We start from the raw sequence: 13783 nt of genomic DNA on the forward strand, positions 1-13783 counted from the left end.
ATCAGCCGAGCCGACTGCGGACGTAGTCCGCCCATTGCTGCTGGAACTGTGCCTCGCCGACCCCAAGGACCTTCTGCAGCGCCGCGCCGCTCTTGTCACCCCGGTAGTGGGCGGTGACGAACGCGACGAGCTTGCGTTCGCCGTATCTCTCCTCGATCAGCCGCATCGCCAGGTGGCCCATCAGGTAGTTGACGCTGGTCATGCCCGTCGTGTCCCAGGCGAAGTTGTCGGGGAGCCGCCCGTCGAACCGCTGGGGCAGTTGCCCGGCGAGATAGGCGCGGCCCTCGTCGTAGCGGACGTCGGCGGTGATGGGATCGCCACGGTTGGCGACGTACTCGGCGAACCCCTCGACGATCCAGTTGTCGAGTCCGAGGAGGCCGGATTTGCCGCTGTCGAGACTGGTCACCGCCGAGTGCGCGAACTCGTGCCGGAAGATCTCAGCGGTGCCCCCGGCGGTCGTGAAGAACGTTGAGGCGGTGTCCATCACGACCCGGCTGCCGCCGATCTGCACCCCGTCGTCGGCCATCCGCCAGGTGGGCATGGGGATGGAGACCCCGGCCTCGGTGGCCTTCTCCTTCCGGAACAGGTTGCCGAGCTGGCTCGAACCCCTGACCAGCGCCACCACGAAACCCTTGGGCACCGCTGAGCCCCGCTCGCCGTTCTTCGCCAGGAACGCCAGGTCGTTCGCCGCCGCCTGCTCGGCGATCGGCGCGACCCGCCGCGCCTGGGCGGCCAGCGACGGGTGGGCCAGCACGACGGTGCGAGCGGTTTTGACGACGGAGATGTCCGGCCAGATGTCCCACGGCCCGGGGTAGTAGACGGTCTTGGACTCGCCCAGCGGCGCGGGGGCACCGCCCACCTTGGTGACCACGAGCGGGGCGCCGGCGGCCGGCTTGGAGACGGTCCAGCGGTACCACTCCGCGACGGGGTGCAGGTCGATCCCCTCGAACCGGTGCACGAAGGCGACGTCGAGGGTGAACGTCACGCCTCTGCCGAAGCTGTCCTGCGTGCGTCCCTGCTGCTCCAGCGTCTGGTAGGACATCTGGGTGAGCGGCAGCTTGCGCAGGTTGTTGAAAAGCCTGGTCTGCTGCTGGAGGAGCGCCGTGTTCTTCTGGTCGAAGATCTTGGTGTACGCCTTGAGGTCGCCGCCGTTCAGCGCCTCGGTGTGCCCCTGCAGGAACCCCTCCAGATCCTTCTTGGTCACCGTCACGGAGTTCGGGTCGGCGGGGGCCTTCTCCTCCGCGAACGGGTCGTAGCGCTTCGTGGAGTTCATCACCAGTCCCACCACGACCCCGGTGCCCACGGTCAGCAGCACGGCCAGGACCGAGAGTGTGATCCAGAGCCAGGTCTTGCGGCGCGGCGGAGGCGGCGTCGGGGGTGGAGGTGCGGGCTGGTGCCACGGCGGCTGGTGCTGCGGCTGGTAAGGCTGCTGGTGCCACGGCGGCTGCGACTGGTGGGGCGGCTGCTGGTTCCACTGCGGGGCGGGCTGCTGCCACGGGGGCTGTTGTGGTTGCTGCCACTGAGATTGTGGTGGGTACTGCCCACCGACCGGCCCCGAAGTCACTCGCGCTCCACCCACACCAGGAGTTATAGAACGTCCGAAACCATAGCGCCCTATACGAAACCCATAAACACCAGTGGTGAAGGTCGAGGTGCCGCCCGGCCCGGCCCGGCGTCCGGAACCTCGCGCCGCCCGCCGCAACGGGGTGTGCACCCGCGCGGACGCGAGGACCGCCGGGGAACGGGCCGGAGAAGCCGGGAGGCCGGGACGCTCCGCGTCGCCGGCCCCCCGGGGGAGAGGACTCCGAGATCAGCCCCTGCCTCCCGGCAGGGTCAGCCCGATGACCACGGGGTCGTGGTCGGAGGAGCGGAACGCGTCCGGCCGGTAGAGGCCCGGCGGGTTGTACTCCAGGTTGTAGTCGCCGGTCCGGCTCTCGTCCGCGTTGATGTGCCAGATCGTCGTGCTCGTCACCCGCTTGAGCAGGTCCTTGCCCGCCAGGGCGTGGTCCAGCTCACCGATCCGGCCGTCGAAGAGGTAGCTGTAGCGCAGCGGCGTGGGGACGAACCTCTTGGTGAGGCTGGTCAGCCCGCCGGTCTGCAGTGTGCCGACCGGGTCCTCCTCGCCGTAGGCGTTGAGGTCGCCCAGCACCAGGGGGTTGGGCGGCTTCAGGCTGTCGATCAGATCGAGCGTCGTCTCCGCCTGACGGACCCGTTCGCCGTTGTAGCAGCCCTGGCCGTCGCCCCGGTCGGCGTCGGGGCCGGTGGCGGCCTCGTCGCAGCCCTTCGACTTGAAGTGGTTGACGATCATCGTGAACGGCTGCCCGCCCTGGACCCGGCGGAAGGTCTGGATCAGCGGCGGCCGCCGGAAGACCGGGTCGGTGGAGGACTGGGCCGCGCCGACGAGCTGGAGCCGGGCCGGCTTGTAGATCATCGCCACGTGGATCAGGTCCGTGCCGGGGTAGGGGTGGCGCAGTGCCGCGTAGGTGCCCGCTCCCATCTCGGCGTTGAGCGCGTCGACCAGGGCCTGAACGGCGGTCTGACCGTTGTTCTGCACTTCCATCAGGCCGACCGCGTCGGCGTTCATGCCCTTCAGCGCGGCGACCAGCTTGGTGAGCTGCCGCCGCTGCTCCTCGGGGGTGTTCGCGCCGCGCGAGCCCAGGGTGGTGAACCAGTTGAGGGTGTTGAAGCTGGCCACCTTGACGTTGCCGAGCACCGGGAACGGGGCGGGCAGACGGGGGTTGGTCCGGAGGAAGGTGATCGGTTTGGTCGGCTGGAGGCGGTACACGCCGAAGCCGTACCCGAGCACGCCGGTGGCACCGAGCGTGGTGTCGCCCAGCCGGACGGTGCGGGGGTCGGTGTAGGGGATGACCGGGGGGTTCTCCCTGCTGGAACCGTCGTCCACGAGCAGGGTGCGGCGCGCGTCCCGGCCGGCGTCCACGCCCGGCCGGTCGGTCGGCTGGAACACGCGGCCCTCGGAGGAGACGGTGACCTCGCCGTACCGGCCCAGGTTGTAGTGGTCGCTGACGGTGAGCGGCTCGGGGAAGGTGACGAGCATGCTCTCGACCGGCTCGAAGGTCACCCCGTCAGGACGGGGCAGGCTCTGCCGCGCCGGTGCGATGGTGCCGGTGCCGCAGACGTCCACGGCGGTGACCGGCGACAGCTCGGTCCAGCCGTTGTACTCCACGGCCCTGCCGGTGACCAGCACCCGGTCGCCGACCTTGACGTCCTTGAACGAGCTGCGCGCGAAGGCGAACAGGCCCTCGGACGTGGCGGGGTCGGCATCCGGGGTCGGGTCCTGCAGGAAGAACCCGCTGAGCTGGTCCGTCTCCTGGAAGTCCGCGGTCACGACGCCCTCGACCCGGACGGTCCGACCGGCCAGCGGGCTGATGTCACCGCTGCCCTGCACCTGGGCGATCTGATGGGTGACCGGGGTCTCGCACGGGTCACCCGTCGGAGTCGGCGTGGGTGTGGGTGTGGGTGTGGGTGTGGGCGTGGGCGTGGGGCTCGGGGTGGGGGTGGGCTCGACGTCACCGCAAGGCGCCGGGGCGGTGGCCCGGTTGCGCGGCGCGGGGGCCGCCGTCTCCACGTCCGTGCCGTTGACGTCGGTGTCGGCGCAGCCGTGGTCCTTGCGCAGTCCGGCCACGGTGCCGGAGAGGGCCGGGGCCGCGGTTCCCTCGAAGTAGTTCGCGGTGCCGTATCCGATGAGATCCGCGATCAGCGCCGTCTGCTCGGCCGTACAGGGGGTGGAACCTCCGTTGCAGGCCAGCCCTTCCGCCGAGCGGGCCAGCACGACCTTGCCCGCGGTGCCGCTCAGGTTGGTCGCGCCGGTGGAGTCCGGCGCGGGCAGCGGGCTGCCGTTGGTTCCGCCGGCGAGCTGGACCAGGTGGTACTGGCCGGGTGCCAGCGTCCCGGTCAGCGGCACGACCGGGTTGGCGCCGAAGTTCCCGGTGCCGGCGGCGCTGGCGTACTGGACGGACCAGCCGTCCAGTACGGCGGGCCCGGAACCGCGGTTGAACAGCTCGACGAAGTCGTTGGTGAGTGGTGCTCCGCTGTTGCCGCCACCACCGTAGACCTGGCTGATGACGACGGTGCCCGGCTCCGCCAGGGCGGGGGCCGAGGTGAGGGCTGTGATTCCGGCGGCGGTGACGCCGACGGCCACGAGGGCGGCGAACGCCCTTGGTAAAGCACGCATGGTCGGGAGCGTAGAGGCCACTGAACCATCGGACATGTACCTATAAGTGGATAGGGAGTGAAATGAGAAAAGATTGACACTTAATGTCGATGGAGGGGGGCCGGTTATGGCTTGCCTTGACCTAGATCTCGGCTGGTCGCCGACTTTGGGTATCACTCGGGCATGACGACTCTCGACGTGGGCTGGACGACCTGCGCCACCTCCCCGCAGTGTGCCGGATCGGCATGGCGACCCTACGGGCGCTGCCTGGCCCATCTCGACGAGGCCGAGCTCGACGAGGTCGCCGGGGGCCTGTCCCCCGGCTCCGCGGTCGACCTGCGGGGCACCACCGTCGGCGAGCACCTGCTGGAGCGGATCCTGGCCGCCACGCACCGCCGGCTGGGCCGGGCCCGGTTCGATCGGGCGGTCTTCCCCGGTGAGGTCCGGTTCGGCGGCGTCGTGTTCGACGGGGACGTCTCCTTCGACCGGGCGCGCTTCCGCCGTCTCGCCTCGTTCCTCGACGCGCGTTTCGCGGGAAACGTCTCCTTCAGGGAGGTCAGGTTCTCCAGGGAACTGTCCCTGCACGGCGTGAGCGTCGCCGGGCACGCCGCCTTCGACCGGGTGTGCGCCGGCCGGGACGCGCTGTTCGGCTCGGCCCGGTTCGAGCGGACCGCCTCCTTCGAGAACGCGGAGTTCCAGGGGTTCGCCACCTTCGACGGCACCCTGTTCAGCGGTGACGCCACCTTCCGGGGGTGCCGGTTCGGGCGGGCGTCGTCGTTCCGCAGGGCCGAGTTCGACGGGCTGGCCGGGTTCGAGGCGGCACGGTTCTGGGCGGGCTGTTCCATGGCTCCGGCCAGGGTCGGCCGCCGGCTGGGCCTCGCCGGGGCGTGGGCGGGCAACGGCTTCGACGTGAGGGCCCGCGGCTGCGCGGTGGACCTGCGGCGGCTGACCGTGATCGGCCCGCTGGCCGTACGCCTGGACGGCGCGGACGCCGACCTCGAAGGCGCGACGCTGCGCGGCTCCGCCACGGTCGACGGGCGGGGCTCGGCGCGGGTGACCTCACTGCGCGGAGTGGACTCCGAGGCGCTGACCTTGAGCCGCGTGGATCTCAGCACCTGCGGCTTCACCGGGGTCCTTCACCCCGAACGGCTCCGGCTGGCCGGCTGCACGTTCGCGACCACCCCGCGCGGCGTGCGGTTCGAGCTGCGCTGGCCGCCGCTGCGCTGGTGGACCCCGAGACGCACCCTCGCCGACGAGCACGCCTGGCGCGGGTGGTCGGGACCCGAGACCGACCCGCCGACCGCCCACCGCCTCGCCGTCCTCTACTCCCGGCTCGGCACCGGTGTGGACGACAGGACCACCGCCGCCGACTTCGCCTTCGGGGCGATGGAGATGCGCCGCCTCACCAGCCGGACAGCCGGCCGCTGGCTGCTGTCGCTCTCCTGGATCCTCTGCGGGTACGGCCTGCGCATGGGCCGCGCCCTGGGATGGTCCGTCCTGGCGGCGGCCGTCATGGCGGCCACCCTCCTGATGAGCTCCACCTCCCACGCCGCCCGGCGCCCGGCCGTCTCGCCGGAGCCCCCGCCTCCGGTCCACCTGTCGCATCACTGATCTTCGCGGCCGCCGGCCGGACGCGGGCCTGACATCGGGGGACCTCTCAGGGAGGTCCCTGATGCGCCGTCCCGGATAGGTGACCAGGATGGAGGGCGGATACCTTGGGGAGGCCCCCCGCGACTGGAGAGACCATGGCGAGCGCCGGAATCATCGACGACTACGTGACAGAGCTCAGCCGTGCTCTCAGGGGTCCGAGGGGAGCGAAGCTCGACCTGGTCACCGAGGCGCGCGACAGTCTGGTCGACACCGCCGAGGCGCTGGAGGGCGAGGGACTGGAGCGGGCCGAGGCCGAGCGGATCGCGGTGGCGGAGTTCGGTCCGATCAGCGAGATCGCGCCCGGTTACCAGGAGGATCTGTCGATCTCGGCGGGCCGCAGGCTGGCCGCCCTGCTCTTCGTCAGTGTGCCGCTCACCGCGCTCCTGTGGAGCGTGATCTGGCAGATCTTCCCCATCGATCCGGTGGACTATGCGACCAAGCCCGGCTGGTTCGTGCCGATCGCCCGGAGCGTGGACATCCTCCAGATGTTCACCGGGGTGCTCGGCGGGATCGCCCTGCTCGCGCTGGGCCGGGGGCTGCGCAGGATCCGGCGGCCCCGGCTCGTCACCCGGGGGCTGGCCGTGTTCGTCTGGGCCGTGTTCCCGGTCATGCTCGTCCTGTGCGCGGCGCTGGTGTACGGCTCGCACGGCCCGACCGGCTTCTCCGGCTACCCGCTGGGCGTCGGCGTGTCGCTGGTCAGCTACGGCTTCATGCTCGCGCAGCTGTACGGGGCGACCCGGTGCCTGAGCATCACCCGGCGTGAGCCCGTCACGGCCTGACACCCGGCGCGCCCGCGAGGGTCACCACGCGCGTGTGGCCGGCACCCTGCGGGGTGCTTGCGGTCTGTCGCCGCCGTGGGAACCGCACTGCGCGCCCGGCGGTCACCCGAGGCACGGTTTCCGTGTGCCGCCGATCGCACCGGCGGACCGCCCACTGGCCAGAGCCGCACGACCCGAGAAGGTCAGCCGGTAGGTGCGCCGGCTGAGCCCGCCGCCCACCACGGCCCACTCGCCGGTCAGGTAGCCCGCCTGCTCCAGCCGGCGCAGCGCCGGATAGAGCGTGCCGGTCGCCATGGCCGACGTGCCCGCGCTGCGCGCCCGGAGCGCTTCGACGATCGCGTAGCCGTGCAGAGGCCCGTGCTCCAGCACGGAGAGCAGCAGGTGGTCCACGTGATCGCGGGGCGCGCCGGTGCTCACCGCGTCTCCCGCGCCGGACGTGCGGGGACCGCGCCGCCGGCCTGTCCACTCCGTTCCTTCACGGTGCCACCTCCCTTTGCACAGTCACTCTACACATACTTCATCTACATGTAGAGTGCCTACATGTAGATGAATATGACATTGGAGGTGACACCATGGACGTGCTCGACCTGGCTCGGACGCAGTTCGCGGTGACGGGGAGTCTTCACTTCCTGTTCGTCGTGCTGACCCTGGGCCTGGCCCCCCTCGTCGCGATCATGCACACCCGCTCCGTCCTGACCGGCAGACCGGTCCATGAGCGGATGACCCGCTTCTGGGGCCAGATCTATGTGATCAACTACGCGCTGGGCATCGTCACCGGGCTGGTGATGGAGTTCCAGTTCGGCCTGAGCTGGAGCGGCCTGTCGCACTACGCCGGGGACATCTTCGGCGCGCCGCTGGCGATCGAGACGCTCGGGGCCTTCTTCCTGGAGTCCACCTTCCTGGGATTGTGGATCTTCGGCTGGCACCGGCTGCCCGGATGGCTCCATCTGGCGTGCATCTGGCTGGTGACCCTGACCGCCTACGCCTCCGCTTTCTGGATCATGGTGGCCAACTCGTTCCTGCAGAACCCGGCCGGAGCCGTGGTGCGGGGCGACCACCTGGTCCTCACCGACTTCGGCGCGCTGGTCACCAACCCCATGCTGACCATGTCGCTCCCCCACGTGCTCGGCGCGGGCCTGTGGACCGGCGGCTTCGTGGTGATGGGGGCCAGCGCGTACCAGCTGTTCCGGCGGACCGCCGAGCGGGAGTTCTTCACCCGTTCGCTCCGCCTGGGGGTGGTCACCGCGGCCGTCGGCTCGCTGGTCACGGTCGGCTTCGGCTACGCCCAGTTCGGCCCGGCCGGCCGGTTCCAGCCGGACAAGTTCGACGAGCCGCTGGCCGGGGCCGGGCTCGGCGCCATGGTCACGATCGGCGAGTTGCTGCTGTTCCTCATCCTGTTCGTCCTGCTGCCCACCGTGTACTGGCTGCCGCGCTGGCGCTGGAGCCACCCGATCCTCCTGGCCATGACCCCACTGCCCTTCCTGGCCGTGATCTGCGGCTGGCTGGCCCGTGAGGTCGGCCGGCAGCCGTGGCTGATCAACGGAAGACTGACCGTCGCCGACGCCATGTCCCCCGGCCTCACCACGGGAATGGTCACCTTCTCGTTCGCCGCCTTCGCCGGGGTCCTCGGCCTGCTCGCGATCGTCGACTACCTCCTGATCGCCCGAACCGTCCGTCGCGGGCCCGGCTCCGCCACGCTCGGCGCGGACGACGGCCCCACCGGCTCCGCCGAGCGCGCGCACGCGCTCAGCTTCTAGGGAGAAGACCGTGGACATCCTCTGGACGGGCGTGTTCGCCCTGCTGCTGATCGGCTACTTCGCCCTGGAGGGCTTCGACATCGGCCTGGGCATGCTGCTGCCCGTGCTCGGCAGGACCCAGGAGGGCCGCGACCGCGTCGTCGCCGCCATGGCGCCGTTCGTCCTGGCCAACGAGGTCTGGCTGGTGGCCGTGGCGGGTGTGCTGTTCGGCGCCTTCCCCTCGATCGAGGGGAAGGCGCTGTTCGGCCTCTACCCGCTGGTGGTCTCCCTGCTGGTCTCGTGGATCCTGCGTGACGCGGGGCTGTGGTTCCGCCGCCGGCTCGACGGCCGTGCCTGGCGGACGGGCTGGGACTGGGCGATCTGCGCCGGCTCCTGGGGCCTGGCGCTGAGCTGGGGCATGGCGCTGGTGGCGATGGCCGGCGGCCTGTCCGGGTGGCCGATCAGCCTGCCCGGCCTCGGCGGCGGCCTGGTGGTGGCCGCGGCGTTCGCCTTCCACGGCTGGACCTTCGTCTCCTGGCGGTTGCCCGGACAGGTGACCGGTGCGAGCCGGACCGGGACCGCTCTGCTGGTCTCGGCCTGCGCCGCCGCCGCACCCGTCGCGGTGCTGCTCGCCGTGCTCGTTCCGTGGCTGCTGGAACACATCGCCCCCGCCGGGACGCTGAGTGTGTTGAGTGTCATGGTCCTGCCGTGCGCACCGCTCATGGTGGGGGCGCAAGTATGGGTATGGCGCACGTTCGGTCCCCGGCGTGCGGCCGACCGGATCCCGTCGTTCTTCTGAGATCTTCAAAGGTTCGCATGCACAAGGATCTTCTACGGCTTGCCCGGAGCGAACGGGCCGTCCGCCGCCACCTGGCCCTCTGCCTGGCGGCGGCGGTCCTCGCCGGGCTGCTCGTGCTGGTCCAGGCGGAGGTGCTGGCCGGGGTGCTGTCCGGGCGGTTCACGACCTCGGCGCTGCTCCTGCTGGCGCTGGTCGTCGCCGTCCGGGCGGCGCTGGGCCTGGTGCAGGGCCTCGCCGCGGGCCGTACGACCACCGGTGTGAAGTCGGCGCTCCGCCACCGGCTGCTGTCCCGGCTTCAGGAGCTGGGCCCGACCCGGCTGGCCTCCCACCGTTCCGGGGAGCTGGTGACGCTGACCGGCCGGGGTCTGGACGCCCTCGACCCCTACCTGTCTGGATATCTGCCGGCGGTCGCGGTCGCGGGGGTCGTGCCGATCGCCGTGCTCGTCCGGCTGCTGGCCGCCGACCTGACCAGCGCGGTGATCGTACTGGTCACGCTGCCGCTCATCCCGATCTTCGGCGCGCTGGTCGGCATGCACACCAAGGCGGTCACCGAACGGCAGTGGCAGGCCCTGGCACGGCTCGGCGGCCACTTCCTGGACGTGGTCCGCGGCCTGCCCACCCTGCGCGCCTTCGGCCGGGCCCGCTTCCAGGCCGGGGTGATCCAGCAGGTCGCCGACGCCCACCGGAGCGCGACGATGCGCACGCTGCGGGTGGCGTTCCTGTCGTCGCTGGTGCTGGAGCTGGCCGCCTCGCTGTCACTGGCGCTGGTCGCCGTGCCGGTGGGCCTGCGGCTGCTGTCCGGGTCACTCGACCTGTCGACCGCACTGCTGGTGCTGCTGCTCGCCCCGGAGGCCTATCTGCCGCTGCGCACCATGGGCAGCAGGTTCCACGCGGCGATGGAGGGGGTCGCGGCGGCCGACCAGACCTTCGCCGTGCTGGACGGGCAGGCCGAGGGGACGGCGGACGGCGAGCGGTCGCCGATTGCGGGCGGACGAGCAGGCACCCACACGGCCACCGGCGCAGGCGGACGAGCAGGCACCGGCACGGGCGGGCGGACGGCTCCGGAGATCCGGCTGGAGAACGTCACGGTGCGCTATCCGGGCCGCGCGGAGGCCGCGCTGGAGGACGTCTCGCTGGTCATCGCCCCCGGTGAACGGGTCGCGCTGGTCGGGGAGAGCGGCGCGGGCAAGAGCACCCTGCTCCACCTGCTGCTCGGCTCCGTCTCCCCCACCTCCGGCCGGGTTCTGATCGACGGGGCCGAGCTCACCGATCTCGGTTCCTGGCGAGGGCGGCTGGCGTTCGTATCCCAGCGCCCGCACCTGTTCGCCACCTCGGTGGCCGACAACATCAGGCTGGGCTCGCCCGACGCGACGATCGACGAGGTCCGCGCGGCGGCGAAGGGCGCGTACGCCGACGAGTTCGTGGCCGGGCTGCCCGACGGCTACGAGACGGTGCTCGGCGAGCGCGGCGCCAACCTGTCGGCCGGGCAGCGGCAGCGGGTCGCCCTCGCCCGCGCGTTCTGCCGCCCGGCGGCGGACGTCCTGCTGCTCGACGAGCCGACCGCACGGCTCGACGGCCGCAGCGAGGGCGCGGTGGTGACCGCCACCCGCGACCTCGCCGACGGCCGTACCTCGGTGATCGTGGCGCACCGGCCCGCGATGATCGACCTGGCCGACCGGGTGATCCGGATCGCCGACGGCCGGGTGGTGTCGGACCGGGCGGCCGTCCGCTCCGGAGAGGAACGGCCCGCCGGTGTCATCGCGATGGAGAAGACCGGGAGGTCCAGGTGAACCGGATGGGTGGACGGCTGGCTCTCGCCGCCTCGGCGGGAGCGGCGGCCGAGCTGGCCGGGCTCGGACTGATCGGATCGGCGGCGTGGCTGATCACCCGGGCCGCCGAGCAGCCCCCGCTGGCGGCGCTGAGCGTGGCGATCGTCGGGGTACGGGCGTTCGCGACGAGCAAGGGCGTCTTCCGCTACGGCGAGCGCCTGGCCGGGCACGACGTCGCGCTGCGGGCTCAGGCGACGACCCGGGAGCGGCTGTACGCGGCACTCATCCCGGCCGGGCCGCTGAAGCAGCGGGGCGCCGACCTGCTCAGCCGGATGGTCGACGACACCGACGCGGCACAGGACCTGCTGGTCCGCTGCCTGCTCCCGGCGGTGGCCGCGCTGGTCACCACGGTGGCCGCGGTCGTGCTCGCGCTGTTCCTGCTCCCGGCTGCGGCGCTGGTGCTGCTGGCCGGCCTGCTGGTGGCCGGGGTGCTGATCCCGGCGGGCACCGCCACCGCCGCCCGGCGCTGGTCGGCGCGGATCGCCCCCGCGCGGGCCGAGCTGGCCGCCAGAGTCGCCGACCTGGTGCACGGCGCCGCCGATCTGGCCGCCTACGGCGCCGGTGACCGGGCGCTGGCGGCCTGCGCCGAGGCCGACACGCGGCTGGCCGCGCTGGAGCGCCGGCAGGCCAGGGCCAACGCGGCGGCCATGGCCCTGGGCGTGCTCGCCCAGGGACTCACCGTGCTGGCGGTCGTCCTGACAGCGCGGAACGCCGGGGCGGGCGCGGTCCCCACGGCGGTGCTCGCGCTGGTGTCTCTGGTGTCCTTCGAGCCGGTGCTGCCGATGGCGGCGGCCGGGGAGCGGCTGACCGGGGTGCTCGCCGCCCTCCGCCGTCTCCGGGAGGTCCGTGCCACCCCGCCCGCCGTGACCGACCCCGCGGTCCCCGCCGCCGTCCCGGCCGGACCGCCGACCGTCGAGATCGACGACCTGGTGGTCCGGCACAGCGCCGACCGCTCCCCCGCCCTCAACGGTGTCAGCCTCACCCTCACCCCCGGCAGGCGCGTCGCCCTGGTCGGCCCGAGCGGTGCCGGCAAGAGCACACTGCTGTCGGCCCTGATGCGCCTGGTGGAACCCGAGTCCGGCACGATCCGGCTGAGCGGGGTGGACGTCGGGGAGTTGGCCGCCGACGACGTCCGGCGGGTGATGACGGGACTGACACAGGATCCCTATGTGTTCCAGACCTCGGTCCGCGACAACCTGCGGCTGGCCGGGCCGGACGCGGACCGGCACGCGCTGGCGGAGGCCGTACGGCGGGCACGCCTGGAGCGGTGGGTGGAACGGACCGGGTGGGACACCGTGCTCGGCGAGGACGGGCGGACGGTGTCCGGAGGGCAGTTGCAGCGTCTGGCCCTGGCGCGGGCGCTGCTGAACGACCCGCCGGTGCTGCTGCTGGACGAGCCCGCCGAGGCACTGGACGAGGAGACCGCCGACGCGCTCATGGCCGACCTGCTGGACGCCACCCACGGTCATACGACGCTGCTGGTCACCCACCGCCTGCACGGGCTGGAGCAGGTGGACGAGATCGTCGTGCTGGAGAACGGCTCGGTGATCCAGCGTGGCACCCACGAGGAGCTGGTGGGCACGGCCGGCTACTACCGCGACCTGTGGCGGTCGGAGGCGCTGACCGCCGGGCGCTGAGCACATCCCCTTGAACCGACCGCCGGGCGCTGAGCACATCCCTTTTAGTCGACCGACCGCCGGGCGCCGGCCATCCTCGTGGGCCGGCGGACCGGCCGGCGGGAGCATCTCGTTGAGTCGGCTGACTGCCCGGCGTTGAACAACCCTTGAGTTGGCGGAGCAATGTGGTTTATGGTGCAAACCACAAGGTTTGCACTGTAAACCACTTTGCGCGCTCAAGGAGATGGCCGTGGACGACGACGATCAGGCGATGAGCCCCGAGGAGACGCTCCGGCTGATCGAGCAACAGGGCTCGGCGGCGGTTCACCGGCTCACGCCCGACCCGGTGCCGCACTACCTGGCCTGGGGATTGGCCTGGCTGGTCGGGTTCGGTGCGTTCTTCCTCCGCCAGGGCCTGTCCGGCACGCCGTACGTGCCCATCCCCGACGGCGTCGCGATGGCGCTGCTGTTCGGGTCGATGTCGTTGGCGATGCTGGTCAGCTCGCTCACCATGTGGCAGCTCCGCAGCCCGGTGCGGGGCGCGTCCCAGGCGCGCGGCGCGATGTACGGCTTCGCGTGGTTCTTCGGCTTCTTCACCATGTGGGTGATCGCGCTGCGGTTCACCCCGCTGCTCGCCCCCGCGGAGGTCAGCCTGCTCTGGGCGAGCCTGTCGATGATGGTGGTCGCCGTTCTCTACATGGCGGGCGGGGCCATCTGGCTCGTCCGCCCGATGTTCGTCTTCGGCGCGGGACTGGCCGTGCTCAACGGGGTCGGCACGGCCGCGGGGCCGGGCTGGCACTCCCTGCTGATGGCCGTGGGCGCCGGGGGCGGCTCCGTCGTCGCCGGGCTGATGCTCCGCAGAAGAGCCCGCCGATGACCCCCGAACTCGACCCGGTGATCCACGCGCAGGCCCGGCTACGGGTGGTCGTCACGCTCAACACGCTGAAAGAGGACGACCGGATCACCTTCCCGGGGTTGAAGGACCTCCTCGGGATGACGGCGGGAAACCTGTCGGTGCACCTCACCAAACTCGAGGAGGCCGGATACGTGGAGATCGTCAAGACCCACCGGGGCCGCACCCCCGTCACCTACGTCGCCCTCACCCGGCGGGGGCGCCTCGCCTTCGAGGACTACACGGCGGCGATCCACCGGCTGCTGAACACGACCATGACACCGCCTTCCGGCGACAGTTGACACGTGATC

Annotated in this window: 11 protein-coding genes; 8 read left to right on the forward strand and 3 right to left on the reverse strand. The window is 71.8% G+C overall.

Annotation, left to right across the window (positions count from 1 at the left end; all coding sequences use genetic code 11):
* Nucleotide 1: 1 nt before the first annotated feature.
* Both OHA77_RS04365 and OHA77_RS04370 read right to left on the reverse strand, forming a co-directional pair.
* On the reverse strand, nucleotides 2–1564 hold the full coding sequence (locus OHA77_RS04365; RefSeq protein ID WP_406316282.1) for a hypothetical protein: 1563 nt from the start codon (nucleotides 1562–1564) through the stop codon (nucleotides 2–4).
* A gap of 246 nt (nucleotides 1565–1810) precedes the next feature.
* A complete protein-coding gene (locus OHA77_RS04370; protein WP_406316283.1) occupies nucleotides 1811–4192 on the reverse strand; it encodes an ExeM/NucH family extracellular endonuclease in 2382 nt (793 codons plus the stop codon).
* Nucleotides 4193–4354: 162 nt separating this feature from the next.
* On the opposite strand from OHA77_RS04370, the gene OHA77_RS04375 reads away from it, so the two are divergent.
* Together OHA77_RS04375 and OHA77_RS04380 are read left to right on the forward strand one after the other, a co-directional pair.
* Nucleotides 4355–5782, forward strand: coding sequence for a pentapeptide repeat-containing protein (locus OHA77_RS04375; protein ID WP_406316285.1), 1428 nt, complete (start codon nucleotides 4355–4357; stop codon nucleotides 5780–5782).
* Between the two features lie 134 nt (nucleotides 5783–5916).
* Nucleotides 5917–6600 (forward strand): permease prefix domain 1-containing protein, encoded by a 684-nt coding sequence (locus OHA77_RS04380; RefSeq protein WP_406316286.1) that lies wholly within the window; start codon nucleotides 5917–5919, stop codon nucleotides 6598–6600.
* Nucleotides 6601–6702: 102 nt separating this feature from the next.
* On the opposite strand, the gene OHA77_RS04385 is transcribed toward OHA77_RS04380, so the two are convergent.
* Nucleotides 6703–7017 (reverse strand): PadR family transcriptional regulator, encoded by a 315-nt coding sequence (locus OHA77_RS04385; protein WP_406316288.1) that lies wholly within the window; start codon nucleotides 7015–7017, stop codon nucleotides 6703–6705.
* 155 nt (nucleotides 7018–7172) lie between these two features.
* Between OHA77_RS04385 and OHA77_RS04390 the strand changes: the two genes are divergently transcribed.
* The 6 genes from OHA77_RS04390 to OHA77_RS04415 all read left to right on the forward strand — a co-directional run bounded on the left by OHA77_RS04390 (nucleotide 7173) and on the right by OHA77_RS04415 (nucleotide 13774).
* Nucleotides 7173–8357, forward strand: a complete 1185-nt coding sequence (locus OHA77_RS04390) for a cytochrome ubiquinol oxidase subunit I (protein ID WP_406316289.1) — start codon at nucleotides 7173–7175, stop codon at nucleotides 8355–8357.
* 10 nt (nucleotides 8358–8367) lie between these two features.
* Complete coding sequence (locus tag OHA77_RS04395; protein ID WP_406316290.1) at nucleotides 8368–9135, forward strand: cytochrome d ubiquinol oxidase subunit II; 768 nt, start codon at nucleotides 8368–8370, stop codon at nucleotides 9133–9135.
* Between the two features lie 17 nt (nucleotides 9136–9152).
* Entirely contained in the window at nucleotides 9153–10925 is a 1773-nt protein-coding gene (cydD, locus tag OHA77_RS04400; protein WP_406316291.1) for a thiol reductant ABC exporter subunit CydD, read from the forward strand.
* Nucleotides 10926–10930: 5 nt separating this feature from the next.
* Nucleotides 10931–12601 (forward strand): thiol reductant ABC exporter subunit CydC, encoded by a 1671-nt coding sequence (gene cydC / locus OHA77_RS04405; protein ID WP_406316293.1) that lies wholly within the window; start codon nucleotides 10931–10933, stop codon nucleotides 12599–12601.
* A gap of 229 nt (nucleotides 12602–12830) precedes the next feature.
* The gene (locus OHA77_RS04410; protein WP_406316295.1) at nucleotides 12831–13457 is read left to right on the forward strand and encodes a hypothetical protein; all 627 of its coding nucleotides are present in this window, start codon (nucleotides 12831–12833) and stop codon (nucleotides 13455–13457) included.
* Nucleotides 13454–13774, forward strand: coding sequence for a transcriptional regulator (locus OHA77_RS04415; RefSeq protein WP_406316297.1), 321 nt, complete (start codon nucleotides 13454–13456; stop codon nucleotides 13772–13774). Before OHA77_RS04410 ends, OHA77_RS04415 begins: the two co-directional genes overlap by 4 nt.
* Nucleotides 13775–13783: the final 9 nt, after the last annotated feature.

Origin of the sequence: Streptosporangium sp. NBC_01639 (genome assembly GCF_045209755.1) — a bacterium.
In the GTDB taxonomy this organism is placed as follows: Bacteria; Actinomycetota; Actinomycetes; order Streptosporangiales; family Streptosporangiaceae; genus Streptosporangium.